The following is a 21177-nucleotide window of genomic DNA, read 5'->3' on the forward strand; positions in this document are numbered from 1 at the left end:
GCATCCGGGTGGGGGCCTCCGTGTGTCCGGGTCAGGCCGCCGGAGCGGGCTCCTCGGGTGTCGCGCACGCTGGGAGGTACGCCTCGGGGGACTCCGTCACCGCGGGATCGGCCGGGGCGGCTGTGTCCGTGGCCACCGCAGGGTCCTCGATCACGCCGCCCTCGACTGGGGCGCCCTCTGCTGCGGCGCCCTCGGCCGCTGCCGGGTCAGCGAGGTCCTCGCACGCCGGGACGACCGGCGGCTGCTCGGCGACCGGCAGGTCGACAGCCGGCTCTTCTGCAGGGGGCTGCTCGACCGGTGGCTGCTCGGACGCTGGCTCCTCGCCGGGCGGCTCTCCGGTCGGCGGCTGCTCCGCGGGAGGCTCCTCCACCGGGAACTGCTCGACGGATGGCTGCTCTGCAGGCGGCTCTTCCGCAGGGGGCTCCTCGACCGGGGGCTGCTCCGCCGGTGGCTGCTCCGCCGGTGGCTGCCCTGCAGGCGGCTCCTCGGCAGGCGGCGCCTCCGCGGGGGCCTGCTCGACGGGCGGCTGCTCGACCGGTGGCTCCTCTGCCGGAGCCTGCTCGACGGACGGCTGCTCGACGGACGGCTGCTCAGCGGGCGGTGGCTCGACGGGCGGCTCCGGGGCCGGCGGTGCGGGCTCGGCGGGGACGAGGGTGGTCGCGTCCGCCGGCGTCTCGCCAGGCGGCTCGTCGACGGGCGGCTCCGGCAGCGGCGGGGCCTCGGCAGCGGGCGCCTCAGGAGCGGGGGCCTCGGCAGCGGGCGCCTCAGGAACAGGCGCCGTGGGCACGGGTTCGGCGGGGACGGGATCGGCGGGAACGGGCGCCGGCGGGACTGCGTCGGCGACGGGCGGCTCGTCCACGGACGCACCCGGCGAGGAGGCGTCCCCGCGGTCGCCCTCGTCGAGGGGGAACGGGTCCGGGAGGTCGGCGGGGGACGGGGTCGAGCCGCCGGAGTCCGGCAGCGGGGGCGTGATCGGGGCCGGTGCCCAGCCGTCCTCGAACCCGGGTGCGACGACGCCGATGCTGGGGAGCACCAGCGGGCCGGCCCCGTCCGCGGCCCCGTCCGTGGCCCCGTCCGTGGCCTCGTCCGTGGTCTCGCCCACCAGCGCCTCGGCGGAGGCCGCCTCCCCGGTGGCCGTCGGACCGTCCTCGCCCACGGCGCCGGCGACCGGCGGGCCCGACACCGCCGCCATCGCGGCCGCCACACCCAGCGCGCACGCGCCGGCCCCGAGGCCCGGGATGAACCGGGTGGACCGCACCCCGCGTCGCTTCCTGTCCATGCGCTCTTCCCCCTGAGCTGTCGGAAGGCCCGCCCATCGTGTCCCGGACGGTTCCGCACGTCTACGGGCGCCGGGGTGGCGCGTGCGCCGCCCGCGCGTGTCGCCGGTACGCCTCGCCGCGGGGGGCTGTCACGCGCGCTCGACCCCCTTCCGGAACCGATCCGACCGCGGACCCCCGGGTGCCGCAGGGGGACGGCGTCAGCGGCGGTCGCGCCGGGCGATCTCCGTGCTGAGCGCCGTGGCGAAGGCCGTCCACGCCGCGTAGGGGAGCAGCGCCAGCCCGGCCGTGCGGTCGATCCGCGCGGATCGCCGGGCGAGGTCGGCGGTCGAGACGGCGAGCAGGGCCGCCTCCGCCGCCGCCAGCGTCGGCCGGTGCGCCCGGAAGAACGCCCACGGCCACCCGGCGTTGAGCACGAGGTTGACCGCGAACGCCCGCGACCAGGTGCGCCGTCCGGTGCCGGCCCGCCGCAGCGTCCGGGCACCGGCCGTGGCGAGGAGCGCGTACAGCGCCGTCCACGCGATCCCGAACACCGGGCCCGGGGGCTGCCAGCGCGGCTTGTCCAGACGCCGGTACCAGTCCGAGCCGACGTCGGTGCCCGCCGTGCCCACCAGGGCGGTGAGCACGACGGGCACGGTGGAGGAGGCCAGGGGCCCGGGGCGGCTCATCCCGCGAGCATGGCCCCCGCCGCTCAGACGGGCACGGCCTCCCGCGCGGCGGCGGCCGGCGTCGTGGGCCGGGACCGGCGGGCGCGGGCGGCGCCGGCACCGACGAGGGCCAGGCCCGCGAGGCACCAGACGCCGAGGACGAGCAGTGCGGAGCCGGCCCCGGCGCCGTCGAACCAGGAGGTGGCGCGCAGCAGCGTCCCGGTCGCGCCCGGCGGCAGCCACTGGCCCACGGCACCCCAGGCGCCGGGCAGCAGCTCCGGCGCGCCGGCCAGGCCGGACAGCGGGTTGCCGAGCAGCACCGTCGTCGCCGCCCCCAGTGCCAGGCCCGGCGTGCCCAACAGCTCGTGCAGGCTCAGCAGGACCAGGGCGGTCGCGGCGATGCCGAGCGCCACCACGCCCGACGTCGTCCACCAGGAGCCCTCGACCGAGCCGAGCCAGGTGCCCAGGACGGTCGCGGTCACCATGCCGCCCGCCACCGCCGCGGCGAGCGCCGTGGCGATCCGCCGGCCGCGGCCGCGGACCAGGCGCGAGGTGAGCCCGGCGGTGACGATGCCGCCCAGCGCGAGGGGCAGGGCGGCGGCGGCCAGGCCGGCGCCACGCGGGTCCGCCTCCGGAGCGGGGACGACGTCCTCGACCGGCACCGGTGCGCCGGTCGCCGCGCCGAGACCGGCCGCGACCTGGCGCAGGGAGGTGGCCACGGTGGGGGAGGCAGCGGAGGCGACGAGCAGCCGCGGGCCGGTGGCGTCGACGACGACCGCGCCGTAGACCTCGCGGTCCTCGATCGCCGACCGGGCGGCCGCCTCGTCGTCGACCGGCCGGACGTCGAAGGCGCCGGGGGAGGCGGTGTCGAGGGCCGCGGTCACCTGGGCGGCCGCGGGCGCCGGGCCGGCGACGGCGAGTGGCAGGTCGTGCGGAGCCGAGCGGACGGCGAACCAGGCGAAGGCCGTGAGGACGACGGTGAGGAGGACGGCGACCGCCGCGACGACGGCGAGGACCGGGCGGGCGGGGGGAGCCACGGGCTCCGGGGAGGCGGACATGAGGACCACTCCAGTAAAACGAAGGACCGTTCGCTTACCCGGACGAGTGTGGACCCGACCGGGCACCGCGTCAAGAACGGTCGTTCGCTTTATGCTGGCGGCATGCCCCGCGTGTCCGAGTCCCACCTCGCCGCCCGCCGTGACCAGATCCTCGACGCCGCCACCGCCCGCTTCGCCGCCAACGGTTTCCAGGCGACCGGCATGGCCGACGTCATCGCCGCGTCCGGGCTGTCGGCCGGCGCCGTCTACCGCTACTTCCGCAGCAAGGACGAGCTCATCGCGGCGATCGTCGAGCGGGTCGTGGGCGAGGCGGCGGCGCGCTTCGAGGTGCTGCTGCGGCAGGAGCCGGTGCCGGATCCCGCCACGGCCGTCGCGACCGCCGTCCGGATGGTCGCCGACGTCGCCGGGCGCGGGCCGGTCGACCTCACCCGGGTCGCCGTCCAGGCCTGGGGCGAGGCGCTGCGCAACCCCGAGGTGCACGCCGTCGTCGACCGGACCTACCGCACCATCCGCGGGTTCTTCGTCGAGGTCGTGCGGCGCGGGCAGCAGGCCGGGACCATCCCGGCCGACGCCGACCCGCTGCACCTCGGGGCCACGATGCTGTCCGCGGTCCTCGGCTTCCTCCTCCAGCGGCTGCTGCTGGGTGACCTCGACCCGGCCGCCTACGCCGCCGCGCTGCGGGTCACCGGCGTCGGTGCCCCCGCCTCCGGCGGATAGGAGCGCGGCGGCCGGCTGCCGACCAGCACGCCGACGACCACGAGCACGCCGCAGGCCAGCTCGACCGGCGGCGTGCGCTCGCCGAGGAACAGCCAGGACGCGCCCGTGCCGACGACGGGCACCAGCATCGAGAACGGTGCCACCGTGCCCGAGGGGTGCCGGCTCATCAGTGCCGTCCAGATGCCCGAGCCGAGCAGGGTGGCGACGACGACGGTGAACAGCAGGCCGGCCAGCGCGAGCACGCCCTGCCGGGTGCCGAGCGTGGTGAGCGACGTGGCGATGCGGGCGGGGCCCTCGGTGGCGAGGGAGAGCGCGAGCATCGGCAGCGGCGGCACGACGGTCATCCAGAGCATCAACCGGAACGGCCGCGCCGGGCGCGCCTGCCGGTTGCACAGGTTGCCCAGCGCCCAGCCCAGCCCGCCGCACAGCGTCAGGACCACCGGCAGCAACGTGGCCCCGCCGTCCAGCCCGGCCCGGTGGACGGCGATCCCGGCCAGCCCGGCGACGGCCAGGCCGACGCCCACCGCCTGCCGCGCGCTCAGCCGTTCGGAGAGCAGCAGCCCGGCGAGGACGACGGTGAACGGCGCCGAGGACTGCAGGACCAGCGAGGCGAGCCCGGTCGGCATGCCGGTGTCCATCGCCACGTAGAGGAAGACGAACTGCAGGACGCCGAAGCCCGCGCCGTACCCGAGCACCCACCGCCACGGGACGCCGGGACGTGGCACGAGCAGCACCGTCGGGACGGCGATGACCGCGAAGCGCAGCGCCACCAGGAAGAACGGCGGGAACTGCTCGAGCGACAGGTGGATGGCCAGGAAGTTCAGGCCCCAGACGACGGCCACGAGGAGGGCGAGCAGGCGGTCTCGGGTGGGCACGGCGTCGAGCCTCCCCGCGCGGACGCATCAGGACCAGCGAACAGTCCTGTATGGACGATGTAGCGTCGCTGCATGGACGTCCGGGCGCTGGAGACCCTGCGGACGGTGCGGAGCCAGGGTGGCGTCGCGGCCGCGGCCGCCGTCCTGCACCTGACGCCCTCGGCGGTCTCCCAGCAGCTCGCGTCGCTGTCCCGGGAGGCCGGCGTCGCGCTCACCGAGCGGGTCGGCCGCGGGCTGCGGCTGACCGCGGCCGGCGACGCCCTCGCCGACGCCGCCGTCGACGTCGCGGTCGCGCTCGAGCGGGCGCGGGCGGCCTGCGCGGCGTTCCTCGACCGGCCGGAGGGCACGGTGCGGGTCTCGGCGTTCCAGAGCGGCGCCCGGCTGCTGCTGCCCCCGCTGCTCACCCGGGTCGCGACGCTCGGCGGCATCACCGTGGAGTGCTCCGACGAGGACGTCGCGCTCGACGACTTCCCGGCGCTCACCGACCGGGTCGACGTGGTCGTCGCCCACCGGCCCGACGGCGCGCCGTGGCCGTCCTCCGGGCTGCGCGTCGTCCCGCTGCTGCGCGAGCCGCTCGACGTCGCCGTGCCCCGCGACCACCCGCTGGCCGGCCGCGACCGGATCTCGGCCGACGACCTCGACGACGAGGCCTGGATCGCCGTGCGCGAGGGCTTCCCCGTGGCGACGGTCCTCGGCGCCGTGACGACGGCGTCCGGGACGGCGCCGCGGATCGTGCACCGGATCAACGACTTCGGCATCGCCGAGGCGCTGGTCGCCGCCGGCCACGGCGTCTCCCTGCTGCCGCGGTTCACCGGCGGTGGGCACCCCGGCGTCCGGCTGCTGCCGCTGGCGGGCGTGCACGCCGGGCGCGCCGTCGACGCGCTGCTGCGTCCCGACGTCGCCGAGCGCCTGGCCGTGCGCCGGGTGCTCGACGCGCTGGTGGCCGTGGCAGCCGAGTGCGGAACCGCAGGGCCGCGGACCCGCTGAGCGCCTGACCAGCGATGACGTCGGAAGCCCGCTGAGTGGCCGGCAGGTCGCCCCCCGTGGGGACCCGCCGTGGAGCGGGATCGACCGGTGGTGGGAGCCGACGGCGGCGCACCGGTGCCCCTGGTCATCACGCGATCGAGGGAACAGCCTGGCCGGCGTCGGGGGGCAACGGGGCTTTCCGGCCGTCGTCGACCGGGAGGTCTGACCATGCACCTGTCCCTGCGCGCCCGCACCTGCTGCGTGTTGTTCGGCAGCGTCGCCCTGACGCTCGCCGCCGTGACACCCGCCGTCGCCACCGGCGACGACCCGCCACCCGCGCAGCCCGCCCCAGCCGCACCCGGCCCCGAGGGGGGCGGCGCTCCCGCCGAGTGGCCACCCGCTGACACCGGCGGCGCCTGGCTACCGGTTCCTCCCGAGATCGCAGAGATGGAGCAGGCGGTCCAGGCGTGCGGCTCCACCGTGGTCATCTCGCCCGGTGACGTCGCCGAGGTGGAGTACCAGGCGATGCACCAGCCGGACGGCACGATCCGCATCGAGTTCCGGGGCGCCGCCACCACCGACGTCACGAGGGAGTCGGACGGCGCCGTCCTCGACGAGCTCGACACCGGCGGTCCGGCCACGGACATCATCTCCGCGGACGGTGCCACGGTCACCTACTCGGCCGACGGACCCGCGATCATCGGGGCCTTCGACGAGGTCGAGGTGGCCGCGTTCGCCGGACAGGGCCTGCCGCCGCTCTTCTACTACACCAGCGGGAACACCACCGAGCGCGTCGTCTTCGAGGACGTGGAGACCTTCGTCGTCGCGTCGGCCGAGTTCCTCACCGACACGGCGCGAGGTGTCCAGGACGTCTGCGACATGCTCGACGCCGCCGCTGGATGAGCGCAGGACCGAGCTGACCGCGAGGTCCCCGTCGGCCGTGCGGCCGGCGGGGACCTCGCGGTCAGGGCTTCCAGCGGTTCAGGCCGGTGAGCCGGCGGACGGCGGCCGACGACACCCGGTAGGGGATCTTGTTGAGGACGGCGGCGACGCGGGCGTCCGGCCCGACCTGCACGCGGAACGCCGGGCGGCGCGCCGTCAGCGCGCGGGCGACGGCCCGGGCCACCTCGCGCGGGTCGCGCGACCGGGGGAGGTGCTCCTCCTCCACGAAGCGCTCCACGGCCTGCAGCAGGCCGGTGTAGGCGCTGCCCGGCGGGGTGATGCGCGGCGTCGTCGCCCAGATCGCGGTGTCGTAGTTGCCAGGCTCCACCAGGACCACCCGGACGCCGAAGGGCTCCACCTCGTAGGCCAGCGACTCCGCCCAGCCCTCGAGCGCCCACTTCGACGCGCAGTACAGCGACAGGGCGGGGTTGCCGTAGCGCGCGGAGTCGCTGGAGACGAGGACCAGCCGCCCGGACCGCTGCCGCCGCATGACCGGCAGGACCAGCTGGGTCAGCCGCATCGCGCCGAACAGGTTGGTGTCCACGACGCGGCGCCACTCCTCCTCGTCGCTGTCCTCGAACGCGCCGCCGCTGGCGGTGCCGGCGTTGTTGACGAGGGCGTCCAGCCGGCCGCCGGTCAGCTCGAGCACCTCCTTGACCCCGCGCTGCGCCGACTCGGCGTCGGTGACGTCGAGCTGGACGACGTCGAGCGGCTCGAGACCGGCCTCGCGCGTGCGCGCGTCGAGGGCGGCCCGCCCGCCGGGGTCGCGCATCGAGGCGACCACGTGCCAGCCGCGGCCGGCGAGCTCGACGGCGCTCTCCAGGCCGAGGCCGGAGGAGCACCCGGTGATCAGCACGGTCCGCTGCTCGTCGTCCACGTCGACCACATCGGCAGGGTGACCGCCGGACCGGACGAGGGGGACGGCGGGGGGACCACTCCCTCCCGCCACCTCAACGTATAGCGCAGCCCGGGGCTTGCGGCAAGACCCGGGTCGGGACCCAGACTCGCCCGTCGTGAGCCCCGTGAGTCCCCTCAGCACCGGCGTCTTCGACCTCCCCGACACCCTCGCCGCGAAGGCCGACCCGGCCCTGGTCGCCCGCGACGAGCAGCACTTCGCGGCCGTGGCCGAGAGCCTGCAGCGGTCGATCGCCGACCTGTCCGATCGCCTCGACGCCGAGCGCCGGGCACCCGGCGGCACCGGTCAGGAGGCGCTGGACCGCGACCTGGAGGTGCACCGGCTGACCGCGCGGCTGCGCGCCCTGCGCCGCTTCGGCCTGGACCTCTGCCTCGGGCGCATCGTCGGTGCCGACGACGGCGAGCCCGTGTACGTCGGGCGGCTCGGCCTCACCGACGCCGGGGGCCACCGGCTGCTCGTCGACTGGCGCTCACCCGCGGCCGAGCCGTTCTTCGCGGCGACCCACGCCGACCCGATGGGCCTGGCCAGCCGCCGTCGCTACCGCTGGACCCGCTGCCGGATCACCGACTACTGGGACGAGGTGTTCGCCCCGGACGCGCTCGAGGGGCACGCCGCGCTCGACGACCAGTCGGCGTTCATCGCCAGCCTGGGCGGCAACCGCTCGGCCCGGATGCGCGACGTCCTCGGCACCATCCAGGCCGACCAGGACGCGATCATCCGCGCCGGGTCCGCCGGCGCCCTCGTCGTCGACGGCGGCCCGGGGACGGGGAAGACGGTCGTCGCGCTGCACCGGACCGCCTACCTGCTGTACGCCGACTCCCGGCTCGGCCACCGGCGGGGCGGGGTGCTGTTCGTCGGTCCGCACGAGCCGTACCTGGCCTACGTGTCCGACGTGCTCCCCAGCCTCGGCGAGGAGGGCGTGCAGACGTGCACCCTGCGCGACCTGGTGCCCGAGGGGGCCGCGTCGGTGGCCGAGACCGATCCGGAGGTGGCCCGCCTGAAGTCGTCCGCGGACCTGGTGCGGGCCATCGAGGCGGCGGTCGCCTTCTCCGAGGAGCCGCCGACGACGGGCACCACCGTCGAGACCCCGTGGGCCGACGTCCGGCTCGGCCCCGAGGACTGGGCCGAGGCGTTCGAGGCACCCGAGCCCGGGACCCCGCACAACGAGGCCCGCGAGCAGGTCTGGGAGCAACTGCTCACGATCCTGGTCGACGCGCACGACGACGACGTCGAGCCCGAGCAGGTGCGCGAGGCGCTGCAGCAGGACCGGCAGCTGCGCGCCACCTTCACGCGTGCGTGGCCGCTGCTGGAGGCGGCCGACGTCGTCGCCGACCTGTGGTCGGTCCCCGCCTACCTGCGCAGGTGCGCTCCCTGGCTCGGCGCCGACGACGTCCGGCGGCTGCAGCGGCCGGACCCCCGGGCGTGGACGGTGTCGGACCTGCCGCTGCTGGACGCGGCGCGGCAGCGGGTCGGCGATCCGGAGGTGGCCCGACGTCGGCGAGGGGCGGAGGCCACCGTGGCCGCGGAGCGCGAGCGCATGGCGGGGGTGATCGACGAGCTCATCGCGGCCGACGACTCGGAGCTGCTGCTGATGACCAGCCTGCGTCACCAGGACCTCCGGGACGCGCTCGTGGACGAGGCCGCGCTGCCCACCGCCGACCCGGACGCCCTCGCCGGCCCGTTCGCGCACGTGGTCGTGGACGAGGCGCAGGAACTGACCGACGCGGAGTGGCAGATGCTGTTGCTCCGCTGCCCCTCGCGAAGCTTCACCATCGTCGGGGACCGCGCCCAGGCGCGGCACGGGTTCGCCGGGTCGTGGCAGGAGCGGCTGGCGCGGATCGGGCTCGACCGGGTCACCGTGGCCTCGCTGACGATCAACTACCGGACGCCGGAGGAGGTCATGGCGGAGGCCGAGCCGGTCATCCGGGCCGCGCTGCCGGACGCCAACGTGCCGACGTCGATCCGCCGCAGCGGCCTCCCGGTCGTGCACGCGCCCGCGTCGGAGCTGCGGTCGGTCCTCGACACGTGGCTCGCCGAGCACGCCGAGGGGATCGCCTGCGTCATCGGCGACCCGTCGTTCACGGCGACGCCGCGCGTGCGGTCGCTGACCCCGGTGCTGTCCAAGGGACTGGAGTTCGACCTGGTCGTCCTCGTCGACCCCGACGACCTCGGCGGGGGCATCGAGGGGGCCGTCGACCGCTACGTCGCGATGACCCGCGCGACCTCGCAGCTCGTCGTCCTCACGAGCTCCTGAGATGCCGGCGTCTCCTCCGCAGTGCCGGAGGTCCGAGCAACAGCACGTCGGGGAGGGCCGGTGGTTCAGTAGTCGGCAAGAGCGTCGAGGCGGGACCAGTCCGGCCAGGTCGGCTCCCACGGTCGCAGGATACGGTCGCCTCTGAACTGGGCCCCGAACACCACCTCGATCGGTCGGGGCGGTTCGCCGGGACGGGTGATGCTGATCCACAGGCGGCCGGCGAGCCGATCATCCTGCTCCACCCATGCGTCCTCGTCGTAGGTGACGGCGTAACGGATCGCAGTGGAGCACACGCGTTCGTGCCCGGCCCGGAACGCGGGGAGCTCCTGGGTCACCCCGTTGGTGGTGAGCCGGAATCCGGGGTCGTAGAAGGTGTCGACCTGAGCGATGTCCTTCGCCTCGACCATGTGCGTGAACATGTCCCGCATCCGCCGCTGGAGCCTCATGCACTCCTCCGTCGCTCACCGGTCGCCAGCCGCCGGCGTGGCCGCACGGCCGTGGCGGGTCGATGGTGCCGGACGCGGCCGGGACGGTCGTCGGGTCGTGTCGTTCCCGGTCCTGCCCCACCTCGACATCGAGGGCGCCCAGCACGTGGGACGCGTGGTCTCCTCGTCCGCACCGCGTGCTCCGGCAGAGGATCTCGAGACATCGCTGGCGGGTCGGCCACAGGTCAACCACCTGAGGTGAGGCGACGATCACCCCGGGGGTGGCCGACGTTCCCGCGGTCACCGCGCCGTCGGCGGCCGGCACCCGAGGACGCAGGCCGCGCGCTCAGCCGATCGTGCTCCCGGCATCGCCCGGTGTGGGCAGTGGGGAGCGTCGGGCGAGCGTCCAGAGACCGGCGCGGAACACCGCGTCCTGCGCACGGTCGGGCAGGCAGCCGAGCAGCCAGATCGGGCGGGCGCCACCGCCGACGATCCGGCGCGGTCTGGGCCGCCGGTCGACGATGGCCGCGGCCATGAGCTCGGACACCCGACGCGGTGACAGCCGCGGGTCGCCGGCCCTCCTGCGCATCATCGCTGCCGACATGGCGATGAGCGGCTGCTGGGCCCGGTAGGGGGTGTCGGCCGGAATCCCGGAGGGGTCCTGCTTGGCCTCCAGGTCCGAGTGGATTCCCGCTGCCTCGATCAGAGCCACCCGGACACCCAGCGGGGCGACCTCGCGGCGCAGGCTGTCCACCCAGCCCTCGAGCGCGCACTTCGACGCCGCGTAGCCCCCGTTGAACGGCAGCCGGGTGTGCGCCATCAGCGCGGAGTTGACGACGACCGTCCCGCGGGCGGCGCGCACCAGCGGGAGGAAGGCCTGCACGACACGCACGGCGCCGAAGAAGTTGACGTCCATCACCCGCTGCTGGGTCTCGATCGGGCAGCCCTCGCAGGAGACGTCACCGCTCAGTGCCGCGATCCCGGCGTTGCTCACCAGAGCGGTCAGCCCCTGTCCCGGTCCCAGCAGCCGCGTGACCTCCTCATGCGCCCGGGCGACCTGCGCGTCGTCGGTGACGTCGAGGAGCACGGCGTGGAAGGCCCCGGGCCGCGCCGCCTTGCTCCGGACCCGCTCGCCGTCCTCCGCACGACGGACGCCGGCGAAGACGGTGTGGCCGAGCTCGTTGAGGTACAGGGCCGCGTCCTCGCCGATCCCGCTGGACGCCCCGGTGATCAACACCGGACCGGAGTGCTGGTGGGGTCCCATGCCGCGCTCCTCGGGCTGACGATGGCGACATCTCACCCTTGTCGACGTTCCTCTGGAAGACCCTGAGATGCGGCCTGGGTGTCAGCAGGTGAGTGCACGCAGTCACCGGCGGTGGTGAGGTCGACGCCGTCGCCACCGGTATCGACCCTGCGTCCACGGCCGGTCTCCGAGACCTGGCGCGGGCGGCGGACGGCGTGGGAAGTCAACCGCCGCGATACACCGCACCCGGTTCGACGGCGCCGAGCAGTTGTGGAACGGTCACGAGGGTGTAACCCCGGGCCTGCAGGGCGTCGATGATCCCGGGCACGGCCTGCACGGTCGTCGGGTGGATGTCGTGCATCAGGACGATCGCGCCGGGATGGGCGCCATCGAGTGCGCGCTGGGTGGTGATCGCGACGTCCCGGTTGAACCAGTCCTGGGTGTCGACGTCCCACAGGACCTGCGCGTAGCCGAGGTCGCCGACCACGTCGGCGACGCGGTCGTCGGTCTCGCCGTAGGGCGGGCGCAGCAGGTCGGTGGTCACCCCGGCGTCGAACAATGCCGCCGTGGTCCGGTCGACCTCGTCGGCGATCTGCTGGGCGGTGAGCAGCGGCAGGCGGGGGTGGCTCCAGGTGTGGCTGCCGAGCGCGTGTCCTTCCGCCGCCGCGCGACGGACCAGGTCGGGCATCGCGGCGACGTTGCCGCCGAGGACGAAGAAGGTGGCGGGGACGCCGGCGTCGGCCAGCTCGTCCAACAACTGGGCGGTGTACGGGCCGGGCCCGTCGTCGAAGGTGAGCGCGATGCAGGCCAGCCGGGTGCAGTCGACGGCGTGGCCCTCGGTGGTCGACGGGCCGACCGGCGTGTCCGACGGCTCGGCGGGGACGCCGCGGAACCCCTCGGCCGCCATCGCTGCGTCCCGGACCCGTCGCCCGGGTCCGGAGAGGACGTCGTCGGCGTCGGCGGCCGGGACGCGCACGGCGACGGCGTCGAGGGTGCGCAGTCCGGCCTCCCGCCGGTCGAGGACGATGGTGAGCGATCCGGTCCGGTCGAACCGCACGTCGGAGGCGACGACGGCAGGGGCCGGTGGCTCGCCGGCCAGGTCGGCCTCGGCGAGTGCCGCGGTCACCCACCTGGCCAGCCGTTCGGGATCGGCTACCAGCTCGGTGGCGGTCCACGTCTGCCCGGAGGCGACGTCGGTGTAGACGCTGGTCGTCGTCGTGGTCGTCCCGTGCGGCGCGCCTCCGGTGTAGCTGCGCGACGTCAGCCGCACGCCGAGCACGTCACCGGTCGCCTGCACCAGCCCCCAGCCGATGGTCAGCACGTTGACCCCGTCGTTGCGGCGGGCTGCCTCGTATCGCCCGACCTCGGCGTCGACCAGCGCGGTGAACACCCGACCGAGCGAGTCGACCCCGGGAAATGTCACTGTCGCGATCCCGCGCTGGTCATCGGGCTGCAAGCTGGTCTGCTGGTGCGGGACGAGGCCCGCGACCGACGAGCCGTCGCTGACCGGCGGGACGTCGACGACCTCCGCATCGCCCTCCGCATCGCCCTCGGCACCGATCTCCGCGCCGACCTCCGTACCGACCTCCGCGCCGACCTCCGCCACCGAGGGGGACGCCGAGGACGGGCTCCCCGTGGCCGGTGAGCTACCCGACGACGGGGAGGCCGAGGCCGCCGCTGCCATCTTCGGGACCGCGTCGAGCCTGGTGGTGGCGCCGGGGACGCAGGCGGTCAGCAGCAGCAGGCCGGCAACGGGCACGATGCAGCGACGAGCGGTTCGGGTAGGCACTCAGTTCCCCCTGCGGAGCTGCCCGATGTCCACGGATGATGCGTCGAACTGCGTGCGCCACCTCGTCACGCGCCCGCGGCGGATCACACGGCGAGACGATGCATACACGGAACCCGACTGAGTCGGTGATCACGTTTCGGTAGCGCCCGGCGTGTCCTGCCACCCACGCCGGGGCGCCTTCCGGCAGGGCTCTCCGGTCAGACGGCGGACACCGTGATCCTGACCAACGGAGCCGGCCGCGCTGAGCGTCTGGCAACGGCTGCTTGGCGACTCCTGTCCGTTCGGCACTCGGCGCCCTCCGTCGGCATGGCGGCCGACGATCGCAGTCCACGGCCAGTACGCAGGGGAGTCGTCGTGGTCCCCTCGGTCAGAACCACGGTCACCGCCATCGACGCAGAGATCGAGTCGTGGGCGACGTCCGGCCATGGCAGCGCCGATGAACTCGGTCGAGCTGGAGGGCGGGACCAGGCGGTATCGGGCTCGGTACCGCGACGTCGCGGGCCGGCAGCACGAGAAGCGCTTCCGGCAGGAGGTCTGCACCCAGCGCTGGCTCGACGAGCAAGCCTCGGCGCTCGTCACGCAGACCTGGCCCGGCACGCCTGCGCCGCCATGACGCTCGACGTCCACCCAGGCCCCTTTGAGGACGACCTGAGCGCCCTCGCCGAGCGCATGGACGCCGCACATGACCAGGCTGTCACGCAGCGTGTCGTGGGCGCCGTGTGGGCGCCGGCCGAGATCCGCGATCTCGACGGGCGACGGCCACCGCGCTGAGCTGCGCTTTCGTGTGTGGGGCGGGTGGGGCTCGAACCCACGACCCAGGGATCATGAGCACTTCCGCGCCGAGCGCTGTGCTCGTCAGGAGAAGCGCAGGTCGCCGAGGACCGTTCAGCAGCCAGTACCCGGCTGTCGTGCGCCTGAAGGGGCTGCTGCCGCGACCACCCTGCAAGACAGCCGGAACGCCGTCCTGACCCGCATCGAGGGTTGGGCACCCGCCACACCGAACTGGCCAAGGCGGCAGGTGAAGACGGCCGGTCGCAGCCTCGCGGCGACCTCGATGACCCACGCCTGATGGCGGGACGCAGCGGAGTGGCACCGTCCGCGGCAGGTAGCGCCATGCCCGCGCTCCCGCCCCCCAAGCGCCGCGTCCCTGTCAGCGACGGACTGCGCAGTGGCGTCGCAGTGGGCGGCGCGCCCCGCTCAGGTCGTCGCATCTCGTTCTTGTCGGGGATGTGCGGACGGCGGTGTGGGACCCGGCGGTCAGCTCGGCGGAGCTCCCGGAGTGGCCGGCCCGCGTCGTGCTGCCGGCGGACGAGCCGCTCGACCTCAAAGAGGCCGCGGATCAATGTGGGGACGTCCGTCAGCGGGCACAGGCGGACCAATGGAGGCAGGTGGCGACAACGGCGTTCCGCCGTCACTGCGACGGCGGGCCCGGTTCGTGTCTGCCGAAGGTTCGACACGAACAGTCATAGCGGGGGCTCAGCCGGCCGGCTCCGGCGAGGGAAGGTGCCCGAGCTGGCTCAGGATCGTCATGTTGTCCCAAGTCACCCACAACTCAGCGATTCGGCCCTCGCGGATATGGGCGACCCCAGAGAAGGTGAACTTAGTCGTCCTTCCGCTCGCCGGAAACGGTCCGAGGTCTCCCTCCTGGGTGCCTTCGTAGGTCGCCCAGAACCCGGCCTTGTCGCCCTCTACGACAACCTGCTCGAAGGTCTGCACGTTGTCCGGAAAGGCGAGCGTGAACGTCCGCAAGAACTCGTTGAAGTCCTCTCGACTGTCGATGACTACGTCGGGGGTCGCCTCACAGTGCCGCCTGAAATCGTCGGTCAGGATCTCGTCGAGCTGCTCCAGCTGCCGGGAGTTCATGGCCTCGGCGAAGCGACGGAGGAGGTCGTGGACGCGCTCGGTGGACATGAACGTCCCCCGTCTTGGAAGTGAAAGGCGATCCCCCGCGCTGACGCTTGTACCTTGGCCCGCACAAACGTCGGCCGTCGAGTCCTCCGGGGATAGCTCCCCAGCTGCCGTGCGTAGGTCGCTACCGACCGTCCCCGCGCAGACACACCACCCCGGGTCTTTGGAACGCAGCCAGTCACCGCTGGCAACAACATCTGAGTGCCCGCCGTCCCCGCGGCCGCGGAACCAGCAGGCGACCGCGACGGCTGCGTTCAGCTCCTCGGCGCACCTGCTGGACGATGCTCGCACAGCACCGGACCGACCTGGGCAGTCCCCGTGTATTGCCTGGTGGGGCGGGTGGGGCTCGAACCCACGACCCAGGGATTATGAGTCCCATGCTCTGACCGGCTGAGCTACCGCCCCGGAACGGCATCCAGCCTGCCAGACGTCCCGGGCGGTGCTGCTCCGACGCCGGTCGTCCAGCAGGACCGCGCCACCGCCCGGCCGCCGTCCCCGGACGGGCCTGCCGGTGGCCGGCCGACCTCAGCGTGGCCCGGGGCCCCCGTCGAAGCCGTCCGGGCCGTCGAAGCCGGGGCTGCGGAAGTCGGCGGGGCCGCCGTCGAAGAGGCCGTGTGCGAGGAGCGACAGCACGGTGACCAAGAGGACGAGCGCGACGACGGCGGCCAGCGCGAGCCGCACCGTCGCCGAGCTGCCGTGCCGGGCCGCCGCCACGCTCGTGCGCACCTGCTGCCAGGCCAGGGCGCCCAGCGGCCGCCATCCGGGCGCACCCGGGGCGACGGCGACCACGGGCGGCAGGTCGGCGGTCAGCGGCGCGAGGTCGCCGACGTGCACCGCGGCGAACGCGGCCGCCATCCGGTCACTGCCCTCGTCCGGCCGCAGCAGCCCGCGGGCGACGGCGTCCTGCAGCCGGTGCACCACGGCCAGCCGGTCGTCGTCGGAGGCGCGCAGCGGCGGGGCGGCCGCCTGCGCCGTCGTGTGCCCCGCCGTACGTCCTGCCATCGGCATGCCGTCCACGTCGTTCCTCCCCACGAGCCGGTCCAGCCGGCCAGGGTGCCCGCCGTTCCTGTGACGGACCTGTGAGCCGGGACACCACGCGACGTGCCGCGTGCGGACGAGTGGCACCCAGTGCCGTTCTCGACACGGTGTGTGAAGTCGGCTGGTGAGGGGAGTTGAACGCGCAAGCAGGCGCGCCGTCGTCGTGACCTCCCCGTTACCTCAGGTGTCCCGTCCGTAGTACGTTCTCCCGCGGTCCTGCCGGGCCTCAGCCCCTCGATCGACCGAGGGCCCCGGCGAGATCCCGCCTGACCGCTCCGGCCTCGCGCTGGGCCCGGGGACTGCACGTGGGGGTCCCCGGATGGGTCGCGCCCGCGGACGGCATCGTGGGCACGGTGCCCGTCCCGACGGACGGGGCCGACCTGGCAGGCGGACGCGAGGAAACGGAGATCCGCCGTCTTGGCGACCCTGCACCACCGGACCGCACGTCCCGCCTCCTCCCGCCGGCTCCGCCGCACCGTGCTCGCCGCGGGCGCCGCCGCCCTCCTGCTGGCAGCACCGGCACCGGCACTGGCCGCTCCCGCCGACGACGTCGCCGCGGCACAGGCGGCCGAGCAGGAACTCGTGGCCGAGGTGGGCCGCATCCAGGGCGAGGTGACCGCCGCCGAGGAGCAGCTGCAGCGGATGACCGTCGAGGCCGAGGCCGCCGCGGACGCCGCTCTGGTCGCCCAGGCCGAGCTGGCCGCCGCGCAGGAGGCCGCCGCCGTGGCCGCCGCGGAGCTGCAGGCCGCGCGCGACGCCGTCGCTGCGGCCCAGGACGAGGTCGTGGAGCTCGGCCGCGAGGCCTACATGGGCGCCAGCGTGGACATGGGCGACGCCGCCTCCGTGCTCCTCGACAGCGCGGGCCCCCGCGAGGTGCTCGAGCGCGCCGCCACGCTCGACCTGCTCGGCACCCAGCGCGCCGAGACCCTGCAGGACTACGAGCTGCTCGAGACGCAGGAGGAGGAGGCCGACGCCGCCGCCCGGACCGCGGTCGCCGAGCGCGACGCCGCCGCGGCCGCCGCCGCCGAGGCCCAGGCCGCCGCCGACGCCCGGCTCGCCGACGCGCAGTCCGACTACGACACCCTCGCCGCTGCCAAGGCCCAGCTCGACGAGCGGCTCCGTGCCGCGGAGGTGGAGCTGCTGCGGCTGCGCGGCATCGCCGACGCCGAGGCCGCGTGGCAGGCCCAGCAGGAGGCCGAGCAGGCCGCCGCGGTCACCGTCCGGTCCAGTGGCGGGGGCGTCGCCCTGACCGCCGGCCGGGTGACCAGTTGCTACGGCGCCCGCTGGGGCACCATGCACTACGGAGTCGACATCGCCGCGCCGATCGGCACCCCGATCTTCGCCCCCGAGGGCGGCGTCGTCCTGCAGGCCGGTCCCGCCAGCGGCTTCGGGCAGGCCGTCTACGTCCAGCACGGCGACGGCTCGATCACCCTCTACGGCCACGTGGACCAGTTCTTCGTGTCCGCCGGCCAGGTGGTCAGCGCCGGCGAGCAGATCGCCGTGGTCGGCAACAAGGGCCAGTCCACCGGGCCGCACCTGCACTTCGAGGTCCACGAGGGCGGCCTCTACGCCAGCCGCGTCAACCCGATGCCGTGGCTCGAGGGCCACGGCGTCTCCCTGGGCGGCAGCTGCTAGCGCCACCCGCGGAACCGGCCGAGCAGGTCGCCGGCGCCCCCGACGGTCCGGGCCGCCAGCGCCAGGATCGGCCCGCCGGGGATGCCCGGAGCGGACTCGACGATCGGCGCCAGCCGCATCAACTCGGGCAGGTCGCGCACCCGTAGCCGGCGGCGCACCAGCGCCGCGGCGGGGTTGGTGCGTCCCGACGCCGCCTCCAGCAGCACGTCGGCCGGTGCCTCCACGACGGCGCCGTGCGGCCGCGCGCCGGACGGCCGGCGCACCGTCCAGTCCGGCGGGTCCGCTGCGAAGGCCCAGCCGCCGTCCGGGGTGACCAGGGCGGCACCGCCGGCGATGCCGGAGGCGGCGGCCAGGGCGCCGGTCACGTCGGCCAGCGCCGCCAGCCCGGCGTCCAGCACCGACGGCGGGGGAGGGGGCGCCCCCAGCGGCACGAGGTCCAGGCCGTGGACGGCGAGCTCGTAGGCCTGACCGAGCACCACCGACAGCATCGGCAGCCGGCCGACGGTGGAGACGACGGGCGCGGTGTCCAGCCCGGTCGGCTCGTCGGCCAGGTAGCGGGCGGTGGCCTCCCGGTTGCGGCGCAGCGCGGCCAGGACCTCCTCCCGGGAGGCGTCCCGGTGCGCGGCGGTGACCCGGGCGTTGGTCGCGTCGACGTCCGCCGGCGTCCCGGTGCCGCCCGCCCGCGCCGAGGCGACCAGGTCGGCCAGCGCGGCGTGGTCGGGCCAGGCGCCCAGGTGCACGCAGAGCTCGTGCGCCCGCCAGCCGGCCAGCCGGGTCGGCCGGTCCAGGTCCACGGCGGCGGCCTGCTCCAGGAAGGCGTCCCAGGCGCCGAGCACCATCGGGCCCACCACGTCCCGGCCGGCGCCGGCCATCCCGCGCTGCCGCGTCGCGGCGTCGTCCCGTCCCATGACCGGCCCCTACCCACCCCGCCGCAGATGCGACATCGCAGGTGGGGAGCGGGTTGCCGATCTCGCAGGGTGACGGGCGGTTCGGCGTGCTCCTCACCGAGCGTCACTGGAGGCCGGACGGGTTCCGCATGCGACACCTCCGGTCGCAACGGGCCGTGATCGCCCCGCCGGTGTACCGTCCGGCACCCCGGACCCGGGTTGGACGCCTGCCCCGTCGTCGTGCTATGGCCGCTGACCAGCACTTCCGTGACCGCGGGAACGGATGTGGTCACTTCCGGCACAGTCGCCCCATCCGCACTGGCGCGACCGGTACCTCATCGTGCACACTGTCCCCGGGGCCCCTGGTCCGCCGTTGCCGAACACAGCCTGTCACCGATGCGATCGTCCGTTGGGGAAGACGAGACCGATCGAGTCGATGGAGGTGCCTCGTGCAGCGACGGTCTACCCAGGGTGTCGTCTTCGTGCACTCCTGCCCGAAGGCACTCTGCCAGCACGTCGAGTGGGCGCTCGAGCGCGTCATCGGCGCGCCGGTCTCCCTGTCGTGGGCCGACCAGCCCGCGGCGCACGGTGCCTACCGTGCCGAGGTCGCCTGGACCGGTTCTCCGGGGACGGGCGCCAAGCTGGTCGCCGCGCTGCGCGCGTGGCCGATGCTGCGCTTCGAGGTCACCGAGGAGGCCAGCCACGGCAACGACGGCGAGCGCATGTCCTACGTGCCCGGGCACGGGGTCTTCCGCGCACCCACGAGTGCCAACGGCGACATCGTGGTGACCGAGCAGCAGCTGCGCACCCTCGCCGCGACCGCCGCCTCCGTCGAGGCGTTCCGCCACGGGGTCGACCAGCTCCTCGGCGCGGCCTGGGACGCCGACCTCGAGGTGTACCGGTACGCCGGCGACGGCAGCCAGACGACCTGGCTGCACCAGGTCGTCTGAGGTCCGGTCCGGGGGAACTCGCAGGTCACGATCAGGGCACGACGACGTGAGACACCCGGTGTCCGCGTCGTAGGCTGCAGACCAGGTCGTCCGGACGCCGTCGGGGAAGCGGCGTCCGGGCGGCCTCAGCACGAGAGGCCCGTTCCCTCGGGGACGGGCCTCTCGGCGTCTCCGGGACCTACAGCGGGATGTTGCCGTGCGCGCCGCGGCCGGCCGGAGCGGCGGCCAGGGCGGCCACCAGCCGGCTCCGCGTGTGGGCGGGCTCGACGACCTCGTCGACGACGCCGATCTCCAGCGCCCGGTTCACCCCGCCGGCGATCCGCTCGTGCTCGGCGGCCAGCTGGGCGTGCAGGGCCTCCCGCTCGGCGGGCGGCACCGCGGCGAGCTTCTTGCGGTGCAGGATCCCGACGGCGGCCTTCGCACCCATCACGGCCACCTCGGCGCCCGGCCAGGCGAAGACGGCGGTGGCACCCAGGGAGCGCGCGTTCATCGCGATGTAGGCCCCGCCGTAGGACTTGCGGGTCACCAGCGTCACCCGCGGCACCACCGCCTCGGCGAAGGCGTGCAGCAGCTTGGCGCCGCGGCGCACCACGCCGTCCCACTCCTGGCCGACGCCGGGCAGGTAGCCGGGGACGTCGACCAGCACCACCAGCGGGACGCCGAACGCGTCGCACATCCGCACGAAGCGGGCGGCCTTCTCCGCCGACGCGGAATCCAGGCATCCGCCCAGCCGCAGCGGGTTGTTGGCGATGACGCCGACGGTCCGCCCGTTGAGCCGCCCCAGAGTGGTGACGACGTTGGGCGCCCAGCGCGGGTGCATCTCCAGCCCCGGCCCGTCGAGCACGGCGGACACCAGCGGCTTGACGTCGTAGGCCCGCTGCGGCTGCTCGGGCAGCAGTGCCCGCAGGTCGACGTCGGGCACCTGGGCCGCCGGCGCGAACCGCCCCTGCGCGGCGAGCAGGTCGACCGCCTGCCGCGCGGTCTGCAGGGCCTCGTCCTCGGTGTCGGTGACCACGTGCACGACGCCGCTGCGCCGGCCGTGGGTGTCCGGGCCGCCGAGGCGCTCCATGTCGACGTCCTCACCGGTGACCGAGCGGACCACGTCGGGACCGGTGACGAACACCCGCCCGGCCGGTCCCATGATCACCAGGTCGGTGAGCGCCGGCCCGTAGGCGGCGCCGCCGGCGGCCGGGCCGAGGACCACCGAGATCTGCGGCACCCGGCCCGAGGCCCGCACCATGGCGGCGAAGACCTCGCCGACGGCGTGCAGCGCGGTCACGCCCTCGGCCAGGCGCGCGCCGCCGGAGTGCCAGATGCCGACGACCGGCACCCGCTCGCGCAGCGCGGTGTCGATGGCGTCGACGACGTGGCGGCAGCCGTCGACGCCCATCGCGCCGCCCATCACGGTGGCGTCGGTGCAGAAGGCGACCGCGGGGGTGCCCGCCACCGTCCCCCGCGCGGCCATGACGCCGGAGGCGTCGCGGGGGACGAGCAGCGTGACGGACCCGCCGTCGAAGAACCGCTGCAGGCGGTCCTCGGGATCGCGGGGGTCGGGGCTGGGCAGGGTCGGGACGGCGTGGACGGTGGTCACCGGGCCTCCAGGGTCTCCCGGCAGCAGACCGGGTGGGCGGTGGCCCCGCTGCAGATCCC

The 21177-nt window shown here is 75.0% G+C and carries 20 protein-coding genes and 1 tRNA gene; 8 read left to right on the forward strand and 13 right to left on the reverse strand.

The features are described 5' to 3' along the window. Positions 1-31 precede the first annotated feature (31 nt). The 3 genes from HLV61_RS03030 to HLV61_RS03040 form a co-directional block, all read right to left on the reverse strand. On the reverse strand, positions 32-1279 hold the full coding sequence (locus HLV61_RS03030) for a hypothetical protein (RefSeq protein WP_369252828.1): 1248 nt from the start codon (positions 1277-1279) through the stop codon (positions 32-34). 198 nt (positions 1280-1477) lie between these two features. Next, positions 1478-1945 carry a TspO/MBR family protein gene (locus tag HLV61_RS03035; protein WP_369252830.1) on the reverse strand — a complete coding sequence of 156 codons (468 nt, stop codon included), beginning with the start codon at positions 1943-1945 and terminating at the stop codon, positions 1478-1480. 23 nt (positions 1946-1968) lie between these two features. After that, positions 1969-2982, reverse strand: a complete 1014-nt coding sequence (locus HLV61_RS03040) for a hypothetical protein (RefSeq protein ID WP_369252832.1) — start codon at positions 2980-2982, stop codon at positions 1969-1971. 102 nt (positions 2983-3084) lie between these two features. On the opposite strand from HLV61_RS03040, the gene HLV61_RS03045 reads away from it, so the two are divergent. Continuing rightward, a complete protein-coding gene (locus HLV61_RS03045; RefSeq protein WP_369252834.1) occupies positions 3085-3699 on the forward strand; it encodes a TetR/AcrR family transcriptional regulator in 615 nt (204 codons plus the stop codon). Here the strand turns inward: HLV61_RS03045 and HLV61_RS03050 are convergent. Next, positions 3645-4574, reverse strand: a complete 930-nt coding sequence (locus tag HLV61_RS03050) for an EamA family transporter (RefSeq protein WP_369252836.1) — start codon at positions 4572-4574, stop codon at positions 3645-3647. The two genes, HLV61_RS03045 and HLV61_RS03050, sit on opposite strands and share 55 nt — an antisense overlap. A gap of 72 nt (positions 4575-4646) precedes the next feature. Here HLV61_RS03050 and HLV61_RS03055 point away from each other — a divergent pair, with 72 nt between their 5' ends. Both HLV61_RS03055 and HLV61_RS03060 read left to right on the forward strand, forming a co-directional pair. Next, a complete protein-coding gene (locus HLV61_RS03055) occupies positions 4647-5561 on the forward strand; it encodes a LysR family transcriptional regulator (protein ID WP_369252838.1) in 915 nt (304 codons plus the stop codon). 207 nt (positions 5562-5768) lie between these two features. After that, positions 5769-6443: a hypothetical protein gene (locus HLV61_RS03060; RefSeq protein WP_369252840.1), complete on the forward strand. Its 675-nt coding sequence runs from the start codon at positions 5769-5771 to the stop codon at positions 6441-6443. Positions 6444-6504: 61 nt separating this feature from the next. On the opposite strand, the gene HLV61_RS03065 is transcribed toward HLV61_RS03060, so the two are convergent. Continuing rightward, positions 6505-7368, reverse strand: coding sequence for an SDR family oxidoreductase (locus tag HLV61_RS03065; RefSeq protein WP_369252842.1), 864 nt, complete (start codon positions 7366-7368; stop codon positions 6505-6507). 136 nt (positions 7369-7504) lie between these two features. Here HLV61_RS03065 and helR point away from each other — a divergent pair, with 136 nt between their 5' ends. Then, entirely contained in the window at positions 7505-9652 is a 2148-nt protein-coding gene (gene helR / locus HLV61_RS03070; RefSeq protein ID WP_369252844.1) for an RNA polymerase recycling motor ATPase HelR, read from the forward strand. A gap of 65 nt (positions 9653-9717) precedes the next feature. On the opposite strand, the gene HLV61_RS03075 is transcribed toward helR, so the two are convergent. From HLV61_RS03075 to HLV61_RS03085, 3 genes are all read right to left on the reverse strand, one after another. Beyond that, positions 9718-10071 carry a hypothetical protein gene (locus tag HLV61_RS03075; RefSeq protein WP_369252846.1) on the reverse strand — a complete coding sequence of 118 codons (354 nt, stop codon included), beginning with the start codon at positions 10069-10071 and terminating at the stop codon, positions 9718-9720. A gap of 352 nt (positions 10072-10423) precedes the next feature. Continuing rightward, positions 10424-11341 carry an SDR family NAD(P)-dependent oxidoreductase gene (locus tag HLV61_RS03080; RefSeq protein WP_369252848.1) on the reverse strand — a complete coding sequence of 306 codons (918 nt, stop codon included), beginning with the start codon at positions 11339-11341 and terminating at the stop codon, positions 10424-10426. A 202-nt stretch (positions 11342-11543) separates the two neighbouring features. After that, positions 11544-13079, reverse strand: a complete 1536-nt coding sequence (locus HLV61_RS03085; protein ID WP_369252850.1) for a polysaccharide deacetylase family protein — start codon at positions 13077-13079, stop codon at positions 11544-11546. Positions 13080-13533: 454 nt separating this feature from the next. Here HLV61_RS03085 and HLV61_RS03090 point away from each other — a divergent pair, with 454 nt between their 5' ends. Together HLV61_RS03090 and HLV61_RS03095 are read left to right on the forward strand one after the other, a co-directional pair. Beyond that, positions 13534-13722 carry a hypothetical protein gene (locus tag HLV61_RS03090; protein ID WP_369252852.1) on the forward strand — a complete coding sequence of 63 codons (189 nt, stop codon included), beginning with the start codon at positions 13534-13536 and terminating at the stop codon, positions 13720-13722. Further along, positions 13719-13880: a hypothetical protein gene (locus HLV61_RS03095; RefSeq protein WP_369252854.1), complete on the forward strand. Its 162-nt coding sequence runs from the start codon at positions 13719-13721 to the stop codon at positions 13878-13880. Before HLV61_RS03090 ends, HLV61_RS03095 begins: the two co-directional genes overlap by 4 nt. Positions 13881-14585: 705 nt before the next feature. On the opposite strand, the gene HLV61_RS03100 is transcribed toward HLV61_RS03095, so the two are convergent. The 3 genes from HLV61_RS03100 to HLV61_RS03110 form a co-directional block, all read right to left on the reverse strand. Continuing rightward, the gene (locus HLV61_RS03100) at positions 14586-15020 is read right to left on the reverse strand and encodes an ester cyclase (RefSeq protein ID WP_369252856.1); all 435 of its coding nucleotides are present in this window, start codon (positions 15018-15020) and stop codon (positions 14586-14588) included. A gap of 325 nt (positions 15021-15345) precedes the next feature. Continuing rightward, a tRNA-Ile gene (locus HLV61_RS03105) sits at positions 15346-15422 on the reverse strand. A gap of 120 nt (positions 15423-15542) precedes the next feature. Further along, positions 15543-16019, reverse strand: a complete 477-nt coding sequence (locus HLV61_RS03110) for a DUF1707 SHOCT-like domain-containing protein (protein WP_369252858.1) — start codon at positions 16017-16019, stop codon at positions 15543-15545. Positions 16020-16472: 453 nt separating this feature from the next. On the opposite strand from HLV61_RS03110, the gene HLV61_RS03115 reads away from it, so the two are divergent. Beyond that, a complete protein-coding gene (locus HLV61_RS03115; RefSeq protein ID WP_369252860.1) occupies positions 16473-17690 on the forward strand; it encodes a M23 family metallopeptidase in 1218 nt (405 codons plus the stop codon). Here the strand turns inward: HLV61_RS03115 and HLV61_RS03120 are convergent. Beyond that, positions 17687-18598 carry a maleylpyruvate isomerase N-terminal domain-containing protein gene (locus HLV61_RS03120; RefSeq protein ID WP_369252862.1) on the reverse strand — a complete coding sequence of 304 codons (912 nt, stop codon included), beginning with the start codon at positions 18596-18598 and terminating at the stop codon, positions 17687-17689. The genes HLV61_RS03115 and HLV61_RS03120 overlap by 4 nt on opposite strands. 428 nt (positions 18599-19026) lie before the next feature. On the opposite strand from HLV61_RS03120, the gene HLV61_RS03125 reads away from it, so the two are divergent. Beyond that, positions 19027-19527 carry a DUF3145 domain-containing protein gene (locus HLV61_RS03125; RefSeq protein WP_369252864.1) on the forward strand — a complete coding sequence of 167 codons (501 nt, stop codon included), beginning with the start codon at positions 19027-19029 and terminating at the stop codon, positions 19525-19527. Positions 19528-19705: 178 nt separating this feature from the next. Here HLV61_RS03125 and HLV61_RS03130 read toward each other — a convergent pair whose 3' ends face one another. Then, a complete protein-coding gene (locus HLV61_RS03130) occupies positions 19706-21118 on the reverse strand; it encodes an acyl-CoA carboxylase subunit beta (RefSeq protein ID WP_369252866.1) in 1413 nt (470 codons plus the stop codon). Positions 21119-21177 lie beyond the last annotated feature (59 nt).

It is taken from the genome of Geodermatophilus amargosae (genome assembly GCF_041028265.1).
Taxonomy (GTDB): Bacteria; Actinomycetota; Actinomycetes; order Mycobacteriales; family Geodermatophilaceae; genus Geodermatophilus; species Geodermatophilus amargosae_A.

Bases quoted from the DNA above. Each gene is read 5' to 3' on its own strand.
- HLV61_RS03060 (WP_369252840.1), top strand. From the start codon at position 5,769: ATGCACCTGTCCCTGCGCGCCCGCACCTGCTGCGTGTTGTTCGGCAGC.
- HLV61_RS03095 (WP_369252854.1), top strand. From the start codon at position 13,719: ATGACGCTCGACGTCCACCCAGGCCCCTTTGAGGACGACCTGAGCGCC.
- HLV61_RS03090 (WP_369252852.1), top strand. From the start codon at position 13,534: ATGGCAGCGCCGATGAACTCGGTCGAGCTGGAGGGCGGGACCAGGCGG.
- HLV61_RS03035 (WP_369252830.1), bottom strand. From the start codon at position 1,945: ATGAGCCGCCCCGGGCCCCTGGCCTCCTCCACCGTGCCCGTCGTGCTC.
- HLV61_RS03110 (WP_369252858.1), bottom strand. From the start codon at position 16,019: ATGGCAGGACGTACGGCGGGGCACACGACGGCGCAGGCGGCCGCCCCG.
- HLV61_RS03055 (WP_369252838.1), top strand. From the start codon at position 4,647: ATGGACGTCCGGGCGCTGGAGACCCTGCGGACGGTGCGGAGCCAGGGT.
- HLV61_RS03045 (WP_369252834.1), top strand. From the start codon at position 3,085: ATGCCCCGCGTGTCCGAGTCCCACCTCGCCGCCCGCCGTGACCAGATC.
- HLV61_RS03075 (WP_369252846.1), bottom strand. From the start codon at position 10,071: ATGTTCACGCACATGGTCGAGGCGAAGGACATCGCTCAGGTCGACACC.
- HLV61_RS03030 (WP_369252828.1), bottom strand. From the start codon at position 1,279: ATGGACAGGAAGCGACGCGGGGTGCGGTCCACCCGGTTCATCCCGGGC.
- HLV61_RS03100 (WP_369252856.1), bottom strand. From the start codon at position 15,020: ATGTCCACCGAGCGCGTCCACGACCTCCTCCGTCGCTTCGCCGAGGCC.
- HLV61_RS03040 (WP_369252832.1), bottom strand. From the start codon at position 2,982: ATGTCCGCCTCCCCGGAGCCCGTGGCTCCCCCCGCCCGCCCGGTCCTC.
- HLV61_RS03120 (WP_369252862.1), bottom strand. From the start codon at position 18,598: ATGGGACGGGACGACGCCGCGACGCGGCAGCGCGGGATGGCCGGCGCC.
- HLV61_RS03080 (WP_369252848.1), bottom strand. From the start codon at position 11,341: ATGGGACCCCACCAGCACTCCGGTCCGGTGTTGATCACCGGGGCGTCC.